Raw genomic sequence first — 18,935 nt, forward strand, 5'->3', positions numbered from 1 at the left:
TACTTTTGCAAAAAATTTAGCCTTGTGAATTACTTATCAGTTGAAAATATCTCGAAATCTTTTGGTGAAAGAACGCTTTTTGAAAACATTTCGTTTGGAATCAATAAAGACCAAAAAATTGCCTTCATAGCCAAAAACGGCTCTGGAAAAACTACCATTATGAGTATTATTAATGGTCTTGACGAACCAGATACCGGACAAGTAGTTTTGAGAAAAGGCATAAAAATGGCGTTTCTTTCGCAAAACAATAATTTGCAGGAAGAATTGACCATTGAAGAAAGCATTTTCGCTTCGGATAATGAGACTTTGAAAGTAATTGAAGCGTATGAAAAAGCATTAGAAAATCCCGAAGATGAAGAAGCCTACCAAAAAGCTTTTGACGGAATGGATCAGCACAATGCGTGGGATTTTGAAACGCAGTACAAGCAAATTTTATTCAAACTGAAGTTGGAAAATTTCAAACTGAAAGTAAAAAATCTTTCTGGTGGACAGAAAAAACGTTTGTCACTGGCTATTATTTTGATCAATCGTCCTGATTTATTGATCCTGGATGAACCTACGAATCACTTGGATTTAGAGATGATTGAATGGCTGGAAAGCTATTTTGCCAAAGAAAACATTACGTTGTTTATGGTGACACACGACCGCTTCTTCCTAGAGCGTGTTTGTAATGAAATTATCGAATTAGACAACGGAAAATTATACCAATATAAAGGAAATTACTCGTATTATTTAGAGAAAAAAGAAGAACGCATCGCGTCTGAAAATTCAAGTGTGGATAAAGCGCAGAACCTTTTTGTCAAAGAACTGGAATGGATGCGACGTCAGCCCAAAGCGAGAACGACTAAATCGAAATCGCGTCAGGATGATTTTTATGACATCAAGGAAAAAGCGCAAAGCCGTCGTCGTGAAAATAAAGTGGAGCTTGAAATTAACATGGAGCGCATGGGAAGCAAGATTATTGAGCTTCACAAAATCTCCAAAAAATTCAAAGATCATGTGATCATGGATAATTTCAGTTTTGATTTTCAACGTGGCGAACGCATCGGAATCATTGGAAAAAACGGAACCGGAAAATCGACTTTCTTAAATTTATTGACCGGAACTATTCCGCTTGATGGTGGAAAAGTGGTGATTGGTGAAACGATAAAAGTGGGTTATTACACGCAAAGCGGAATCAACCCGAAACCGGGTCAGCGTGTGATTGATGTGATAAAGGAATACGGAGAATTCATTCCGTTGATGAAAGGGAAATTGATTTCGGCTTCGCAATTGTTAGAGCGTTTCTTGTTTGATGCCAAAAAACAATATGATTTTGTAGATCGATTGAGTGGTGGAGAATTAAAACGTTTGTACTTGTGTACGGTTTTGATTCAGAATCCGAACTTCTTGATTCTGGATGAGCCCACGAATGATTTAGATATTGTAACACTTAATGTTTTGGAAAGCTTCCTTTTGGATTATCCGGGTTGCCTACTAGTAGTTTCGCACGACCGATATTTTATGGATAAAATTGTAGATCACTTATTCATTTTTAGAGGTGATGGTGTAGTCGAAAATTTCCCCGGAAACTATTCTGATTTTAGAGCTTACGAAGACAGTGCTGATGTGGCTCAAAAAGAGGAAAACAAAGCCGATAAGAAAGACTGGAAACAAAATAATCCTACAGGAAACCTGACGTTCAACGAGCAAAAAGAATTCCAGAAAACCGAGAAAGAAATCAAGGATTTAGAGCTTCAGAAAGCGAGTATAGAACAATTATTCTCCGATGGAAAAATCGAAGATGCTTCTATTGAAAAGAAAGCAAATGAGTTACGAAACATCATCAATAAAATTGAAGAGAAAGAGGAAAGATGGTTTGAGCTTTCTGCGAAGATAGAAGGATAGAATTAGTATTCAGTGTTCAGTCGCAGTTTGCAGTACCGAACAGTAATACTATTCAATTTACACCTATAACAGAATTTTGATTTTGTTGTGGGTTTGTTTTTTTTAGTAAAAAAGTAATTCTAAATTAGTAAGAAAAATTATAAAAATAAAAAGCTATTTTATTTCTTTTCAATAGTTAATTTCTATTTTAGCAAAATAAAAAAGTTGCCATCTTATAGTGTAACCCCGCTAGCGCGGATTTGCAATCCGTGCCCATAACTACAATCCTTAAAAATTATAAGTAAAACCTAAACCCAATGAATGTCAAAACCACTTTATCAAAATATTCAGGAAAGCCAACCTCTTTATTTAAGAAAATTTTTGTGACGTTTTCATTTGCTTATTTACCCTTTTTAGTATTATTTGTAATCTTAGTGAGTTTTGGATTTATGCCCGTAAACTTTAACAATGAAGATGTTTATGGATTAAAAGGAGTTGTCGTTTTAGTTTGCTTTGCTCCTATTTTTGTTTTCATGTTCAGCATTTTTGCTTACTTGTGGTTTTTATTTGGGAATTTCGTTTTACAACGTTTTATTACACTATTGCCTGACAACAAACAATAACCACAATATTACCAAATTAGTGTTAGACTCAATTAGAAAAAATAAAAAATATAATTATGAGATGGGCAATTTTGTTATCAGCTTTTCTATTATTGGCATGCAATAAGAAGGAAAATCAGCGCACTACCATTATGAATGACACTTTAATAACTATTCCTGAAACCATTAAAGTAGTAAAGAAAACAAAGCCAGAAAATCTACTGCCAAAACAATATTTTAATGAACGTTTCAAAGAAGTAACCGTGGAACGAATAGACGAAAATAAATTCCGAGTACGTGGAAAAGGACAAATCTTTGAGGCTAACTTTAACTGGATTATTGAAGACGGACACGACGAGCTGAAGAAAGGTTTTCAAATGACTGATGCGGGAGCTCCCGAATGGGGCAAGTTTGACTTTACAATTACTGTTCAGAAAAGACGAGAAAATTCTGAATTAACCCTCGTTTTATTTGAATCAAGCGCTAAAGATGGCAGCCGTCAACATGAATTGCCGATTATTCTTTTTTAAGTTGAGCCCGCTTTTCGAAATTTACAGTAGTTCTTGGTTAAGCTGCGTAAATATTTTTTTGACTTTTTGACCATAACAATGCGCTAAAAACATCGATAGCACAGAATTACAAAACTAGAGCAACAAGTGAGATTTCTCGTTCGTCGAAATGACAAAACCCATGCAAATCTATTTCACAACCCCCAACACTTTTAATGGTTAGGGAAATTTAGGAGCTTATCATTTAAAATTATAATTTTAAGAAGGTTTATGTACATTAGCTAACAAATAAGAAAAAAATAGAAATGAAAAAAAACCACCATTCTTTCGATTCATCATCAAGAAAACCGTTTAAAATAATGCCTGTTTTGATATTTGTAGCCTTTGTAGTTTTTGGAATATTCTACCTAAGAAAAGATTGTGCAAATTATGACAAACGTCATACTACACCTTTAAATACAAATCGATAGGTAGTTTTGAATACTTTTGCACTGCGTTGAATAAAACGAAACACCACAACAAAATTTAATTCTGTTGTGGTTTTTTTTTATACTATTAAAGTGTTTATCATGAAATAGTTTCCAAATCTTTAAATAATTTTCCGAGCTACTATTTTTTAGTTGTATTATTTTTTTTACTCCAACAAACACAATTAAATAGTACGATGTACGGCGATTTGTCAATAATTTGAATTCCCAATGCATTATATTTATTTTATTCTGAAAAATCTATCTGATAAACAATTCTTAATATTTTGATAAAACAATAATACAAACAAATATATCTCCATTTATGTTTTATAAGTTTACTTCAGTATCTTGCTACAAAATAATTTTTAAATTAATAAAAATGTTAAAAAAATTTACATTATCTGATAAGCTGCTATTTGTAGCAGCGTTCCTTTCATTGATTTTCTCAGAAGTTTTATATTTTCAGGGAAATAAGGACCAAGCCATATTTATTGGAATTTGGGTTCCTTCGATTTTAGCGTTCGGCATTTATTTAAAACTAATTCAAAACAATAAAGATGTCTGACTTAATCCCATATTTCGCGGGACTTATAACATTGTTATTTGGCCTTGGATTTGCATATGCACTTCAGTCCCCTAAAAAGAACAAATAATACTTATTATTCTTTAGCGTAAGCATTGACTTCTATTGATTAATTAAACTAAAGTCAAATTTTATTCTTATTAAAAGCTTAAAATTGACATATTTACTAAAACTGAATTCAAAAAATTGAAATTTAGTTGTAAAAGCAAACAAAAACCACAACAAAATCAAATTCTGTTGTGGCTTTATTTTTTAAAAGTACCCCGTCTAAATGACTTATGCTATAAACAAGGTCTTCTTGTGATAATTATATAAAATCGAATCGTAAAGGGTAACTTTAGGTGCTACTTTTTCTGTATCAGCATCAAACCTGATACCGTTGTATTTACGGAACAAGTAAATTTCTTTCAAACAATTAGACAAACTCTTATGGATTAATGTCTTAAAAGTTGGCAATTTCTTGTCGCCTACCAGTAAATCAATTTGGTAATTCGAACTCGTTTTCGATATATTATTATTGATGATTCTTATAGTAAATTTTGTTGGAACTCCGTTTTGTTCCCCTTGATACTCTATTACCATACTAGTTAAAATTAAAATGTGATTAAATTAAAATTATGAACAACTTTTATAGTTGCCGAATTCAAATTAAAGATAATAAAAAAAAGAAAACTGCACGATAACAGTCCTAAAATTATTAATTACTAACAACACAAAGTAATAAAATGATCTTAAACCTACTATCCTCTTTAACTTAATTAAAAAGGAAGCAAAATATAATTTTAAATCTGGGACTATAATTCCTCTTTTGTAAAATGCCTTTGTATCTTCGTGCCTACTTTATAAAACACTGTCTAATAAACGCTATGCTATTCCAGATCAAATCCTACTTACAATTTCTTTGGCATTCTAAAAACGAACATGCAGTACATTCCCCTTTTGTATTTACCTTAATTACGAAATGTTTTTATGACACCAAATCAAAACCGGAATATACTATTTTAAAAAAGTATCGAAATTCACTTTTAGAAAATAAAAATACAATTGAAGTCACTGATTTTGGTGCAGGATCAAAAGTTTTTAAATCTAACACAAGAGAAATCTCCAAGATTGCAAAAACTGCTGGAATTAGCCTGAAACGAGCTGAATTGCTGTTTAGAATTGTCAATTATTCCCAGCCTGAAAATATTTTAGAAATTGGAACTTCCCTAGGATTAGCCACTTCCGCGCTTACTTTAGGAAATTTAAAAGCAAAAATAACTACTTTAGAAGGTTGTCCGGAGTCGGCAAAAATAGCTCAAACCCAATTTATACAATTTGCTTTAACTAATATAAATTCCGAAGTAACAACATTCGACGCTTATTTTAGTAAATGTCAAACTTTAAACTTTAACCTCATTTACTTCGATGGCAATCATCAAAAACGAGCTACATTAGATTATTTTGAACTACTATTGCCCACAATTACGAACGAAACGCTTTGGATTTTCGATGATATTCATTGGTCGCCAGAAATGGAAGAAGCTTGGGAAATCATAAAAAACCATCCTAAAGTTACCGTTACCATCGATACGTTTCAGTGGGGATTGGTATTTTTTAGAAAAGAACAAGAAAAAGAACATTTTACTATTAGGGTATAAAAAAATGACCGCCATTTCTGACGGTCATTTCTCACTTGAATCAATAATTATTTATTGTTTTGCATCTTTCATTTCGTCAGATTTTGCTCCCATTCTGTTTACTTTTATCATTGGAGCAAATTTAAATTTTAAACCAGCTATTTTTCTATTGTCGTCAGAAGAAAGTCCTTCTTTTTCAACCGTATTTTTTCTGCTGTCTAATGCTTCATACATTAATTTTATTTCGTCCCAATCCTCACGAGAATAGCTGTCTTTGTTGTCTTCAGCAGTATGAATAAATTGTTGATAAACACTATGAATATTGTCTTTATTTACCCAACTGAAATTCATATCATCTCCAATTTTTCCTTGTCCAAACAAAGCATTTCTCAATTTTTGTTTTGAATTGATTGTAGTTGAGGTTGTTGCAACTTCCTCTTTTATAGCATTCATATCCGCTTGCATTTTAGCTTTCAATGCTTCATACTTTGCTTTACTTGCATCTATTCTTTCCTGTGCTTTTTCTTTATCTTTCAAATTTTCTAAAGCAGCTTGTGCATCACTAATTCTCATTTGATAAGAAGCATCAATGGCCTCCCAATTTGTTTTAGCATCTGCCTCAGCAACATTTCCAATTGAATCTACGTACACAACATAGGTTTCAACTTTTTTTTCTGCTTGCTCAGCTTTTTCGTCCTTACATGATGTAAATCCTAATGCGATTACCGCTGCTCCTAATAATAAATTTTTACTTTTCATAATTTCTTGGTTTAATTAAATATTTATTGAACAAATGTAAAGCAATTTATAAAAAATTCAATAATTAACCAAAAATTATAAAAATAATAAAATAAATTATGAAATAAAAAGCGATTAAGTGGTAATTATATAACTTATTGATAAAATTATATAAAACATCAAACTGTCTTTTTAATTATTAAAATCCAATAAAAAAGCTACAATTTGAATTTGAAAGAATTTGAGGTCAATTTTGAAGCAATACTGTAACAAATTTAAAAAACAACTACTTATTTGTAATCCAAAAGTCTTTTGTACTTTTAAAATCTCAACAGCATCTATAAAATCTAAAACCACAATGGCCAATCCATTAATTAAAATATCCAATATAAAACGGGATTTTGTTCTCGGAAACGAAATCGTTTATGTCCTCAAGGGAATTGATTTAGAAATAAATAAAGGAGAATATGTTGCATTAATGGGACCTTCCGGTTCTGGAAAATCAACTTTAATGAATCTTTTAGGTTGCTTAGACACGCCAACTTCAGGAACGTATATTTTGAACGGAAAAGATGTCAGCAAGATGAAAGATGACGAATTAGCCGAAATCCGTAACAAAGAAATAGGCTTCGTTTTCCAGACTTTCAATCTTTTACCCAGAACAACAGCACTGGATAATGTGGCTTTACCCATGATTTATGCGGGATTTTCAAAATCGGAAAGAAACAAACGCGCTTCAGAAGTACTGGAACAAGTGAATCTTGCCGATAGAATGGATCACCAACCCAATCAACTTTCAGGTGGACAACGCCAGCGTGTGGCAATTGCACGTGCTTTGGTCAACAAACCGTCAATTATTCTAGCCGATGAACCTACAGGAAATCTGGACAGTAAAACATCGCTTGAAATCATGAAACTTTTTGGCGACATACACGCTAACGGAAACACCGTGATTTTAGTAACTCACGAAGAAGAAATTGCCGCTTATGCACACCGAATTATCCGTTTAAGAGATGGAATTATCGAAAGCGATACTGTTAAATAGTTTTTTTAGGAGCTATTTCCGGCTATACGTTACAATCTTTTTCTTGTAATTCTTTCTTTGCAAGAATTACAAGAAAAAGGATTTCCACTGCTATCCGGGCTAAACAATCCAAATCACAACAACAATTAAAATTCCAAATAATACATCGCTTAAAATGAAAATCGCTTTACTAACCTGCGAAAAACTTCCTGAATTAACTGCTGCAGACCAACTTTTAATTCCAGAATTAGCCAAACATAACATTGTAGCAAAACCTGTAATTTGGAGTGACCAAACCATCAATTGGAGCGATTTTGACTATTTGATTTTTCGCAATACTTGGGATTATTTCGAAAAAGAAATCGAGTTCAACCTTTGGCTTGACCAAATAGAAAAATTAGGAATTAAAACACTTAATACAATTGGAATCATCAAACAAAACAAACATAAGTTCTATTTGCGTGAAATGGAAAAGCAGGAAATTTCAATTCTTCCCACTGTTTTCATCGACAAAACAAATTCGCTTAATCTTGCTGAACTCATCCCTTCACAATGGAAAAAAGCAGTTATAAAACCAGCTTTTTCAGCCGGTTCCTATCTCACCGAAGTCTTTGAAGTAGCCGATATTCAAAAAATAAACGCTGATTACAAAAATTTAGCACCAGAAAAAGAATTGCTTTTGCAGGAATTCATGCCAGAAATTCAAACATTGGGTGAAACTTCCCTTATCTTTTTTAATAAAAAATTCTCTCATTGCGTTAATAAAAAACCGGTAGATGGTGATTTTAGGGTGCAATCACAATTTGGCGGAAAATACAGTTTGGTTCAACCTAGCCAGGAATTAATTGAAAAAGCACAAAAAATCGTGAACACCTTTCCTGAAAATTTATTGTACGCCAGAGTCGACGGAATTATAATCGGTACCGAATTATACTTAATGGAAATTGAATGTATTGAGCCCGATTTATATTTTGATATCGCTGACGGTGCACTGGAACGATTTGTATCTTCAATAGTCGAATTAATAGCCTAAATTTGTTGTTTAAATTTTATAAATTAAAACAGATTAAACTGATATAGCATAAATGAAAGTATATACAAAAACGGGAGATAAAGGGACAACGTCACTTTTTGGAGGAACTCGAGTTCCAAAAGACCATGCTCGAATAGAAAGTTACGGAACTGTTGACGAATTAAATTCGCATATTGGATTAATTCGGGATCAGGAAATAAATATTCATTACAAAGAAATTCTAATTGAAATTCAAGATCGGTTATTTACCGTTGGAGCAATTCTTGCAACGCCCCCTGAAAAAGAAGTATTGAAAAACGGTGAACTTCGTTTAAAAAAATTAGGTATTCTTGAAACTGATATTGAGTTGCTGGAAAACGAAATCGATGCCATGGAAAATGAGTTACCACAAATGACTCATTTTGTCTTACCTGGCGGACATACAACTGTGTCATATTGTCATATAGCACGTTGTGTTTGTCGTCGAGCTGAGCGTTTAGCAGTGCATTTAAGCCATAATGAACCCGTTGCCGAGATTGCAATCAAGTACCTAAACCGACTTTCTGACTATCTTTTTGTGTTGGCACGAAAGTTGTCCCGTGATTTGAATGCGGAGGAAGTTCAATGGATTCCAAGGAAATAATATACAGTTTTCAGTCGCAGTTTTCCCATCAGAAACCTGAAAAGTGAAACCTGAAACATTAAACCAAAAAAAACGTTCTTAACTTTTTATTAAAATAAATGATTTTTTACTTGTCTTTTTCAGTAAAAAATTTATTTTTGCACAAAACTAAATCGACAAAAGATGTATTGGACATTAGAATTAGCCTCATATTTAAGTGATGCACCATGGCCTGCTAACAAAGACGAACTTATTGATTACGCTATTAGAGCAGGAGCTCCATTAGAAGTAGTAGAAAACCTTCAATCTATAGAAGATGAAGGCGAGATATATGAATCAATGGAAGAAATTTGGCCCGATTATCCTACAGACGAAGATTATCTTTGGAATGAGGATGAATATTAAAAAGTAAACCAAGAAAAAGTCTCAAAAGAGGCTTTTTTTTTGGTTAAATTTACACAACTTTACAAACAGAAATAAAATCATATCATGAGTTTCATAAACAGTATCATTAAAGTCTTTGTTGGAGATAAATCTCAAAAAGATGTCAAAGCTTTACAACCGTATCTTAACAAAATTAAAACTTTTGAAACGAGCTTAATGTCATTGTCTAATGATGATTTAAGAGCTCGTACCACTTTTTTTAAAGATAGAATAAAAGAAGCTCGCGTTGATAAAGATGCGAAAATAGCTGCATTAAAACAAGAAGTTGAAAGCATTGAAGATATTGACAAAAGAGAAGATATCTATGTTGCTATTGACGCTCTTGAAAAAGAAGCATACGACATTTCGGAAAAAACGTTGATGGAAATTCTTCCTGAAGCTTTTGCCGTTGTAAAAGAAACAGCAAGACGATTTAAAGACAATTCTCAAATAGAAGTAACTGCAACTGCTCAAGACCGTGAACTTTCTGCAACAAAAAGCTATATAACCCTTGATGGTGATAAAGCGATTTGGGCTAATTCATGGAGTGCTGCCGGTAAAGAAATTACTTGGGACATGATTCACTATGATGTTCAATTAATTGGCGGAATGGTTTTGCATGAAGGAAAAGTAGCCGAAATGCAAACGGGTGAGGGAAAAACATTAGTGGCAACTTTACCTCTTTATTTAAATGCCTTGACTGGAAACGGTGTGCACTTAGTCACTGTCAATGATTATTTGGCTAAACGTGATAGTACATGGAAAGCGCCTTTATTCGAATTTCATGGTATGACAGTAGAATGTATAGATAATTACCAACCAAGTTCTGAAGGACGAAAAAAAGCATATAATGCTGACATTACTTACGGAACAAATAACGAGTTTGGTTTTGACTACTTAAGAGATAATATGGCGCATACGCCAGATGAATTAGTACAAAGAAAACATAATTATGCCATTGTTGATGAGGTCGATTCCGTTTTGATTGATGATGCAAGAACACCATTGATTATTTCAGGTCCAGTTCCACAAGGAGATCGTCATGAATTCATGGAAATGAAACCAAAAATTGAAAACTTAGTTAGTTTACAACGTCAATTAGCTAACGGTTTCTTATCTGAAGCTAAAAAATTAATCAAGGAAGGAAATACTAAAGAAGGTGGATTCAACTTATTAAGAGCTTATAGAGCATTGCCAAAAAGCAAAGCACTTATTAAATTTTTAAGTGAAGAAGGAATTAAACAATTACTTCAAAAAACAGAAAATCAATACATGCAAGATAACAATCGTGAAATGCACAAGATTGATAAAGCGATGTATTTTGTAATTGAGGAAAAAAATAATCAAGTTGAACTTACTGACAACGGAATTAAATACTTGTCTTCCGATTCTGATGATAATAACTTTTTTGTTCTTCCAGATATTGGAACTGAAATTGCAGCTATTGAAAAGCAAAAATTAGACAAAGATACCGAGGCCGAAGAAAAAGAAAAATTATTTCAGGATTTTGGTGTCAAAAGTGAACGTATTCATACTTTGACGCAACTTTTGAAAGCCTATGCTTTATTTGAGAAAGATGTAGAATATGTAATCATGGATAATAAAATCATGATTGTCGATGAACAAACGGGTCGTATCATGGACGGTCGTCGTTATTCTGACGGATTACATCAAGCAATTGAAGCCAAAGAAAATGTAAAAATCGAAGCAGCTACACAAACATTTGCTACGGTAACTTTACAGAATTACTTCAGAATGTATAACAAACTTGGTGGTATGACAGGAACAGCTTCAACTGAAGCTGGCGAGTTATGGCAAATCTACAAACTGGATGTGGTAGAAATTCCTACTAATAGAGGAATGGCTAGATTAGACAAAGAAGATTACATATATAAAACTACTCGTGAAAAATTCAATGCGGTAATCGAGGATGTAACTCAATTATCAAATGCAGGAAGACCGGTGCTTATTGGAACAACTTCTGTGGAGATTTCGGAATTATTAAGCCGAATGCTTAAAATGAGAGGTGTTACACATAATGTATTGAATGCAAAAATGCACAAACAAGAAGCTCAGATTGTTGAAGAAGCGGGGAAACCAGGTGTTGTAACAATTGCTACGAACATGGCTGGTCGTGGTACCGATATTAAATTATCTGCCGAAGTAAAAGCAGCAGGTGGATTAGCGATTGTAGGTACGGAACGTCATGATTCACGTCGTGTTGACCGTCAGTTACGTGGTCGTGCCGGTCGTCAAGGTGATCCGGGAAGTTCTCAGTTTTACGTTTCTCTTGAAGATAACCTAATGCGTTTGTTTGGTTCTGAAAGAGTAGCTAAAGTAATGGACAGAATGGGATTACAAGAAGGTGAAGTGATCCAACATTCGATGATGACAAAATCTATCGAACGTGCTCAGAAAAAAGTAGAAGAAAATAACTTTGGTGTTCGTAAACGTTTATTGGAATACGATGATGTTATGAATGCACAACGTGAAGTAGTTTACAAACGTCGCCGTCATGCTTTGTTTGGAGAGCGTTTGAAATTGGATATTGCCAACATGCTTTACGATACTTGCGAATTAATCGTAGCTGAAAATAAAGGGACTAACGATTTCAAAAATTTTGAATTCGAATTGATTCGTTATTTCTCTATTACCTCTCCGGTTTCTCAAGCAGAGTTTAGTAAATTGACAGAAATAGAATTGACTGGTAAAATTTACAAAGCAACTCTAGAATTTTATACCGAGAAAACAGAAAGAAGCGCCAGAGAAGCATTTCCTATTATAAAAGATGTTTACGAAGATAAAAACAATCAATTTGAGCGCATTGTAGTTCCATTTACGGATGGTATCAAAACCTTGAATGTGGTTACTGATTTGAAGAAAGCATACGATACCAAAGGGAATCAATTAGTAGCTGATTTCGAAAAGAATATCACTTTGTCAATTGTTGATGAAGCTTGGAAAAAACATTTACGTAAAATGGACGAGTTGAAACAATCTGTTCAATTAGCCGTTCACGAGCAAAAAGATCCATTGCTTATTTACAAACTGGAAGCATTCAATTTGTTTAGAGCTATGTTAGACAACGTAAACAAAGAAGTCATTTCATTTTTATTTAAAGGTGATTTACCGGCTCAAGAAAATCAGCAAATTCAGGAAGCAAAAGAAGTTCGTCAAAAAGAAGATTTTAAATTGAGTAAAGACGAAATTTTAAATTCTGATGAGCTGGCAGAAAAAAACCGTGAAGCCGGAGGCTCGAGCGAACAGGCGAAGCAAACGCAACAACGACAAGTAACCGAAACTATCGTGAGAGATATGCCAAAGATCAATCGTAATGACAATGTAACGATTCAAAACGTGGCGAACGGACAAACACAAGAAATGAAATACAAAAAAGCCGAAAGCTTAATTGCTTCAGGACAATGGGTTATCGTTAACTAATAACCGTTTCGATACCTTAAATTAAATTCCCCAATTACGAAAGTAGTTGGGGAATTTTTTTATATTTAAAAATAGTATAATCATATAAAATGTCTACGTCAAATTCTGTTACAATTCCTCACGACCTACTTGTCGCCAAAGAACTTATATATAATAAGTATCATTACAAATGTTCTTTTCCAATAAAAGAAAAAGAGAATTCTGAATATGGCGCTTACACTTTTGAGATTAGCACGTTGTCCGTTAAATTTCTTACTGCTAAAATTACTCCAACTATGATTGGACAATTCGTTACTTTATGAAAAGAAGCGGAAAAGGCCCGATTCAACCTTTTGATTTTACAGATCCAATTGATCTTGTTATTATAAACACTAGAAAAGATGATCGCCTTGGCCAATTTATCTTTCCAAAATCAGTGCTTTGTGAACAGGGTATTATTTATACTAGCAAAATAGAAGGCAAACGCGCAATTCGAGTCTATCCTCCTCGGGATATAGCAACCAATAAACAAGCACAAAAAACACAAAAATGGCAATTGGAATTTTTCTTAGAAATCCCATTTGATAAGAAAATCGATATAGAACGCGTAAAATTGCTTTTATTGTAAAGATTAGGGCTTGAAAAGAGATTTTTTTTATAAAGAAATCCAAAATTCTACTACAATTTTACGGATCAAAAAGTATCTTCTAAATTTTTAAAAAAAATAGATTAATACAACTTTATTGCTAGATTGCATTATTAAAAACCGAACTCATTTACCTTTTATCCAAGTATTTTCGTATTTTTGAGAGAAACAAAAGCAGCGTTTTTTTATCTTAGATTAAAGTTAAAAGTCAGTCCCAAAAACAAGTTAATTTTCACATTCTATCTATTAGATTCTTTTTCTTTAATTCGTTAATAATTATACGAATAATCTATTTTAATTTTTATTGTGATAAATAATATCTATAACGAAATAAAACATGAAGATGAATGCTATCGATTTATAAGATACATTATCGTTAATTTTGCTAAATAAGAAACACCGTAATTTTATAAAAACAAATATGGAAAATAATAACAATACAGATCTATCCAACGGTCAAGGTAAATGCCCAGTCAATCATGAACAGCTTCCACTAAACGAAGGCGCGACTATAGTTGAAGGCAACCATGATGCATCAACAGGAAAATGCCCAGTAATGCATGGTGGAAATACTTCAACCAAAGCAAATGTTACGGGGTGGTGGCCAAATGCACTTAACCTTGACATACTGAGCCAAAATGATACTAAAACAAATCCTTTAGGACAAGAGTTTAATTATCAAGAAGAACTTAAGAAACTCGATATTGAAGCCTTAAAGAAGGACATGCATGCCTTAATGACGGATAGCCAAGACTGGTGGCCTGCAGATTGGGGTCATTACGGTGGATTAATGATACGCCTTTCTTGGCATTCTGCTGGATCGTACCGTATTTCTGATGGTCGTGGCGGTGGTGGCTCAGGTAATCAACGTTTTGCCCCTTTAAATTCGTGGCCTGATAATGTTAGTTTAGACAAAGCCAGAAGGTTACTATGGCCTATCAAGAAAAAGTATGGTAATAAAGTAAGTTGGGCCGATTTACTTGTTTTGGCCGGTACAATTGCTTATGAAGACATGGGATTAAAAACCTTTGGATTTGCCTTCGGACGTGAAGATATTTGGAGCCCAGAAAAAGACACCTATTGGGGATCTGAAAAAGAATGGTTAGCACCAAGTGACGAACGTTATGCTGATGTAGAGAATCCTTCGACGATGGAAAATCCATTAGCTGCTGTTCAGATGGGGCTCATTTATGTAAATCCAGAAGGAGTAAACGGAAATCAAAACCCTTTGAAAACTGCTGGACAAATGCGTGAAACATTTGCTCGTATGGCAATGAATGATGAAGAAACGGTTGCATTAACTGCAGGTGGACATACAGTAGGTAAAACGCATGGGAATGGTGATGCCAGTCTCCTAGGTGATGATCCTGAAACAGCAGGAGTTGAAGAACAAGGACTAGGTTGGAAAAATCCAACTAATTCTGGTAAAGGCCGTCATACTGTAACAAGTGGACTTGAAGGCGCATGGACTACACACCCAACGAAGTGGGACAATGGATTCTTCCAAATGTTGTTCAATCACGAATGGGAATCTCGCAAAAGCCCTGCAGGTGCATTGCAATGGGAACCAATCAGTATTAAAGACGAAGACAGACCTGTAGATGTCGAAGATCCACGTATTCGCCAAAATCCAATGATGACTGACGCTGATATGGCATTGAAGGTCGATCCTATTTACAGAGAAATCTCTTTGAAGTTCATGAACGATCAAGAATATTTTTCAGACACTTTCGCTCGTGCTTGGTTTAAGCTTACGCACAGAGATATGGGGCCAAAAGTAAATTACTTTGGTACTGATGTTCCACAAGAAGATTTAATATGGCAAGATCCTATTCCTGCTGGAACTACCGATTACGACCAAAATGCTGTAAAAAATAAAATTGCTGCATCAGGATTATCTATCCCAGAAATGGTAAATACAGCTTGGGATAGCGCACGTACATTCCGTGGTTCAGATATGCGAGGTGGTGCCAATGGTGCACGCATTCGATTAGCACCACAAAAAGATTGGGAAGGAAATGAACCACAACGTTTAGCATATGTTTTATCTATTCTTGAACCTATTGCAGCTGAGTTTAGTATTAGTATCGCTGACACTATTGTCTTAGCAGGTAATTTAGGAATAGAACAAGCGGCTAAAGCGGCCGGCGTACCTATTACAGTCCCATTTTTAGCAGGTCGTGGAGATGCAACTGATGAAATGACAGATGCTGCATCTTTTATACCTTTAGAACCATTAGCTGATGGCTACCGTAACTATAGTAAAAAAGATTTCGCAGTAAGCTCTGAAGAAATAATGCTGGACCGCACACAATTATTGGGATTAACGGCACCAGAAATGACTGTTCTTGTTGGTGGAATGAGAGTATTGGGAACCAATTATGGCAATACAAAACATGGTGTTTTCACTAATACAATAGGCGCTTTAACTAACGATTTCTTTGTCAACCTAACAGATATGGGCAATACATGGAAACCAACAGAAAAAGGTGTTTACGAAATTTGCGACCGTAAGACCGGAGTAGTAAAATGGACTGCAACAGGCGTGGATCTGGTTTTTGGGTCTAATTCTATTTTACGTTCTTACTCCGAAGTTTATGCACAAGACGACAGCAAAGAAAAATTTGTAAATGACTTTGTAAAAGCTTGGTCCAAAGTAATGAACGCTGATCGTTTCGATGTAAGATAATATTCTTCCGCTGCTTATTCATAATAAAGATAACAGATTATCATCATATACTACTACAAATCCCCAATTACGAAAGTACTTGGGGAATTTTAGTTAAAATTTCTTCTAAAAAGTAGAATTTAATTTTAATAGTAAAGCAGAATAGATTGATTTTGCCAATGCAAATATCACACTAAGATTAATTTTTGGGCAACTGATAAAATATTTTTTTCATTAATTTCTGGCAAATTTGCAAGTGGAAACAATTGTTGTCCAGGGCGGCTAACAAATGCTGTTTGCCAACCTGCCCAATTTGCACCGGCAACATCCCAACCATGCGCCGCTATCAACATACAATCATTCGATTTTAATCCCATTTTTCTAGCAGCCCAATTATAAGTATCTACATGTGGCTTGAATTTACCTACGTCTTCTATACTTAAAACATCGTCAAATAGATCATGAATTCCCGCATATTTAAGTTGCGTTTCTACCGCTTTATTGGATGAGTTAGTGAAGGCAACCAATTTAAAACCTTCTTTTTTCAAAAGTAAGAGTGCTTCTTTCACTTCTGGATGTGCAGGCAATGATAAAATTGCGGCAACTGCATCTTTAGCTCGTTTATCCGTTATAGTAATCCCATTTTTGTGGGCAACCATTATAAGTGCAGCGGCTCCAATTGTTCCGAAATCTTGATATTGGTTTGCGACTGTTGTAACCAACGAATACTGAAGCATTGTAGTGAACCACAACGACATCAATTCAGGATGACCTCCAAGTGCTGTGCCAATACTTTTTTTCATCATATTAAGATCCAGCAACGTTTCATTTACATCAAAAAATAAAACCTTGGGTCTTTGTAAATAACCAGCGCTATTCTCCTCCTCATTGTCTGTCTCCTCTTTTACAATTAAAATAGGTGCGCTAATTTCTTCTTCTCCAACAGTCAATGTGGTATTTACTAAATCTTGGTTGCTATTTTTAAATTCTTTCATTGTTTTTCTTTTTAAATCATGCGTTAAATAAAATATACGACAAAGTGTCTTGTTTCGTGAAAACAGTACAAGTTACATGATATTTTTTAAAATAAAAAACATTACCGTACCATTATATGAAACAACTATTTCACGTTTTCAGAAAAATAGCGTTCTTCAATTCGCTTGATGTCTTTTATAGAATTTTTGACCCAAGCCAAACGCTTTTCTAAAATTTCGTTTTCAGATAAATGCCAATTAATTTCGGAGTTGCGCAATCGACTGGTCAAGTTTTGAATGATGATTGCCGCCGAAACCGAGATATTCAAACTCTCAGTAAAACCTACCATCGGAATTTTAAGAAAACCATCAGCGCGCTGCAAAATTTCTTCGGACAGTCCGTCTCTTTCTGTTCCAAAAAATAAGGCACTTGGTTTCGAAATGTCAAAATCTTCCAGCAAACAGTCAGTTGAATGTGGCGTCGTTGCAATGATTTGGTAGCCTTTACTTTTTAACGTATCTACACAATTCGTAATGCTGTCGAAGGTATTAATGTCAACCCATTTTTGGGCACCCATCGCAATTTCCTTATCTATACTTTTTCCGTATCGTTGCTCGATAACATTCAATTCCTGAATTCCAAAAATCTCACAACTGCGCATAACAGCACTCGTATTGTGCATTTGAAAAATATCCTCGACAACAATCGTAAAATGCTTGGTTCTGTTTTCCAATACTTTCAGAAATTTTTCTTTGCGGTTATCAGTCAGGATATTTTCAAGAAAAGCGAGGTAATCGATGTCGACCATTAGAATATTTATTTTTGCAAAAATAGTAAAAAAGACTAGCTTTATACCTTCAAAAGTAGATTCTGATTGCTGCTTTTGAGATTGTTCAATAAAAGCTGAATTAGGAATGTTTACGGAATTTGCGTGAGGGATAGAGGCGGTATCCTTTTTTGGCTTTTTAGCCAAAAAGATAAAGCCGAAAGCCCGACCCTTGTGGTCACGCCCAAATTGATATAAAATGAAAAAGAAATTAGTGGTTTTGACAGGAGCAGGAATTAGTGCCGAAAGTGGCATCAAAACCTTTCGTGATAGTGATGGGCTTTGGGAAGGCCATAATGTCAATGATGTGGCAACTCCAGAAGGCTGGCATAAAAACCCTGCTTTGGTTTTGGATTTTTACAATCAAAGACGAAAACAACTCAAAGAAGTGCAACCCAATTTGGGTCATCAGATTCTGGCTGAATTAGAAAATGAATTCGATGTTTTCATTATTACACAAAATGTAGATAATTTACACGAACGCGCCGGAAGTTCGAATGTGTTGCATTTGCACGGCGAATTATTGAAAGTAAGAAGTACCAAAAACCCAGATTACATTTTGGATTGGCAAGATGATTTAAATTTTGGCGATTTCGATGAAAATAAAAATCAATTGCGTCCGCATATTGTTTGGTTTGGAGAGGAAGTTCCAGCGCTTGAAGAGGCATTAACACTTACTCAAAGTGCGGATTATTTTGCCGTCATCGGAACTTCGTTGCAAGTATATCCTGCCGCAGGATTAATTGATTTTACAACTCGGGAAACGCCTATTTTTTATATTGATCCAAAACCCATTAAAATCCCGAATCTTCGAAATCCATTGGAAGTAATTCCACAAGTTGCATCCGAAGGAATGAAAATACTAAAAAAGATGCTGACTGAGTTTATTTAAAAAACCATTCGTTTTCTAGTTTGTCTCTAAAGGTTTATAT

17 protein-coding genes and 1 pseudogene are annotated in these 18,935 nt (G+C 34.3%); 14 read left to right on the forward strand and 4 right to left on the reverse strand.

Going from position 1 to position 18,935, the window contains the following annotated elements; translation table 11 throughout:
* Positions 1 to 24 precede the first annotated feature (24 nt).
* From C4S35_RS08990 to C4S35_RS09005, 5 genes are all read left to right on the forward strand, one after another.
* Positions 25 to 1,887 (forward strand): ABC-F family ATP-binding cassette domain-containing protein, encoded by a 1,863-nt coding sequence (locus C4S35_RS08990; protein WP_103999858.1) that lies wholly within the window; start codon positions 25 to 27, stop codon positions 1,885 to 1,887.
* Between the two features lie 296 nt (positions 1,888 to 2,183).
* Positions 2,184 to 2,489, forward strand: coding sequence for a hypothetical protein (locus C4S35_RS08995; RefSeq protein WP_103999859.1), 306 nt, complete (start codon positions 2,184 to 2,186; stop codon positions 2,487 to 2,489).
* A 56-nt stretch (positions 2,490 to 2,545) separates the two neighbouring features.
* Positions 2,546 to 2,998, forward strand: a complete 453-nt coding sequence (locus C4S35_RS09000; RefSeq protein WP_103999860.1) for a Gmad2 immunoglobulin-like domain-containing protein — start codon at positions 2,546 to 2,548, stop codon at positions 2,996 to 2,998.
* Between the two features lie 284 nt (positions 2,999 to 3,282).
* Positions 3,283 to 3,447, forward strand: coding sequence for a hypothetical protein (locus C4S35_RS15605; protein WP_159916697.1), 165 nt, complete (start codon positions 3,283 to 3,285; stop codon positions 3,445 to 3,447).
* Between the two features lie 379 nt (positions 3,448 to 3,826).
* The gene (locus tag C4S35_RS09005; RefSeq protein WP_103999933.1) at positions 3,827 to 4,012 is read left to right on the forward strand and encodes a hypothetical protein; all 186 of its coding nucleotides are present in this window, start codon (positions 3,827 to 3,829) and stop codon (positions 4,010 to 4,012) included.
* Between the two features lie 294 nt (positions 4,013 to 4,306).
* Here the strand turns inward: C4S35_RS09005 and C4S35_RS09010 are convergent, their stop codons facing one another.
* A complete protein-coding gene (locus C4S35_RS09010) occupies positions 4,307 to 4,612 on the reverse strand; it encodes a hypothetical protein (protein WP_103999861.1) in 306 nt (101 codons plus the stop codon).
* A 284-nt stretch (positions 4,613 to 4,896) separates the two neighbouring features.
* On the opposite strand from C4S35_RS09010, the gene C4S35_RS09015 reads away from it, so the two are divergent.
* Entirely contained in the window at positions 4,897 to 5,670 is a 774-nt protein-coding gene (locus tag C4S35_RS09015) for an O-methyltransferase (RefSeq protein ID WP_103999862.1), read from the forward strand.
* A 51-nt stretch (positions 5,671 to 5,721) separates the two neighbouring features.
* Here the strand turns inward: C4S35_RS09015 and C4S35_RS09020 are convergent, their stop codons facing one another.
* Entirely contained in the window at positions 5,722 to 6,408 is a 687-nt protein-coding gene (locus tag C4S35_RS09020) for a hypothetical protein (RefSeq protein WP_103999863.1), read from the reverse strand.
* Positions 6,409 to 6,745: 337 nt separating this feature from the next.
* Between C4S35_RS09020 and C4S35_RS09025 the strand changes: the two genes are divergently transcribed.
* The 7 genes and pseudogenes from C4S35_RS09025 to katG all read left to right on the forward strand — a co-directional run bounded on the left by C4S35_RS09025 (position 6,746) and on the right by katG (position 16,223).
* Positions 6,746 to 7,432, forward strand: a complete 687-nt coding sequence (locus tag C4S35_RS09025) for an ABC transporter ATP-binding protein (protein ID WP_103999864.1) — start codon at positions 6,746 to 6,748, stop codon at positions 7,430 to 7,432.
* Positions 7,433 to 7,586: 154 nt separating this feature from the next.
* The gene (locus C4S35_RS09030) at positions 7,587 to 8,444 is read left to right on the forward strand and encodes an ATP-grasp domain-containing protein (protein WP_103999865.1); all 858 of its coding nucleotides are present in this window, start codon (positions 7,587 to 7,589) and stop codon (positions 8,442 to 8,444) included.
* Between the two features lie 52 nt (positions 8,445 to 8,496).
* Positions 8,497 to 9,066: a cob(I)yrinic acid a,c-diamide adenosyltransferase gene (locus C4S35_RS09035; RefSeq protein ID WP_103999866.1), complete on the forward strand. Its 570-nt coding sequence runs from the start codon at positions 8,497 to 8,499 to the stop codon at positions 9,064 to 9,066.
* Between the two features lie 162 nt (positions 9,067 to 9,228).
* On the forward strand, positions 9,229 to 9,450 hold the full coding sequence (locus C4S35_RS09040; RefSeq protein WP_007138072.1) for a DUF2795 domain-containing protein: 222 nt from the start codon (positions 9,229 to 9,231) through the stop codon (positions 9,448 to 9,450).
* Between the two features lie 84 nt (positions 9,451 to 9,534).
* A complete protein-coding gene (gene secA / locus C4S35_RS09045) occupies positions 9,535 to 12,909 on the forward strand; it encodes a preprotein translocase subunit SecA (RefSeq protein WP_103999867.1) in 3,375 nt (1,124 codons plus the stop codon).
* Positions 12,910 to 12,998: 89 nt separating this feature from the next.
* Positions 12,999 to 13,516: pseudogene (locus C4S35_RS09050) on the forward strand (MepB family protein).
* Between the two features lie 439 nt (positions 13,517 to 13,955).
* On the forward strand, positions 13,956 to 16,223 hold the full coding sequence (gene katG, locus C4S35_RS09055) for a catalase/peroxidase HPI (protein WP_103999868.1): 2,268 nt from the start codon (positions 13,956 to 13,958) through the stop codon (positions 16,221 to 16,223).
* Positions 16,224 to 16,390: 167 nt separating this feature from the next.
* On the opposite strand, the gene C4S35_RS09060 is transcribed toward katG, so the two are convergent.
* Positions 16,391 to 17,197: a haloacid dehalogenase type II gene (locus C4S35_RS09060; protein ID WP_103999869.1), complete on the reverse strand. Its 807-nt coding sequence runs from the start codon at positions 17,195 to 17,197 to the stop codon at positions 16,391 to 16,393.
* A 125-nt stretch (positions 17,198 to 17,322) separates the two neighbouring features.
* Positions 17,323 to 17,985 carry a TrmH family RNA methyltransferase gene (locus tag C4S35_RS09065; RefSeq protein ID WP_103999934.1) on the reverse strand — a complete coding sequence of 221 codons (663 nt, stop codon included), beginning with the start codon at positions 17,983 to 17,985 and terminating at the stop codon, positions 17,323 to 17,325.
* Positions 17,986 to 18,202: 217 nt separating this feature from the next.
* Between C4S35_RS09065 and C4S35_RS09070 the strand changes: the two genes are divergently transcribed.
* Complete coding sequence (locus tag C4S35_RS09070) at positions 18,203 to 18,895, forward strand: SIR2 family NAD-dependent protein deacylase (RefSeq protein WP_103999870.1); 693 nt, start codon at positions 18,203 to 18,205, stop codon at positions 18,893 to 18,895.
* Positions 18,896 to 18,935: the final 40 nt, after the last annotated feature.

Source organism: Flavobacterium urumqiense, assembly GCF_900108015.1.
GTDB lineage: Bacteria > Bacteroidota > Bacteroidia > Flavobacteriales > Flavobacteriaceae > Flavobacterium > Flavobacterium urumqiense.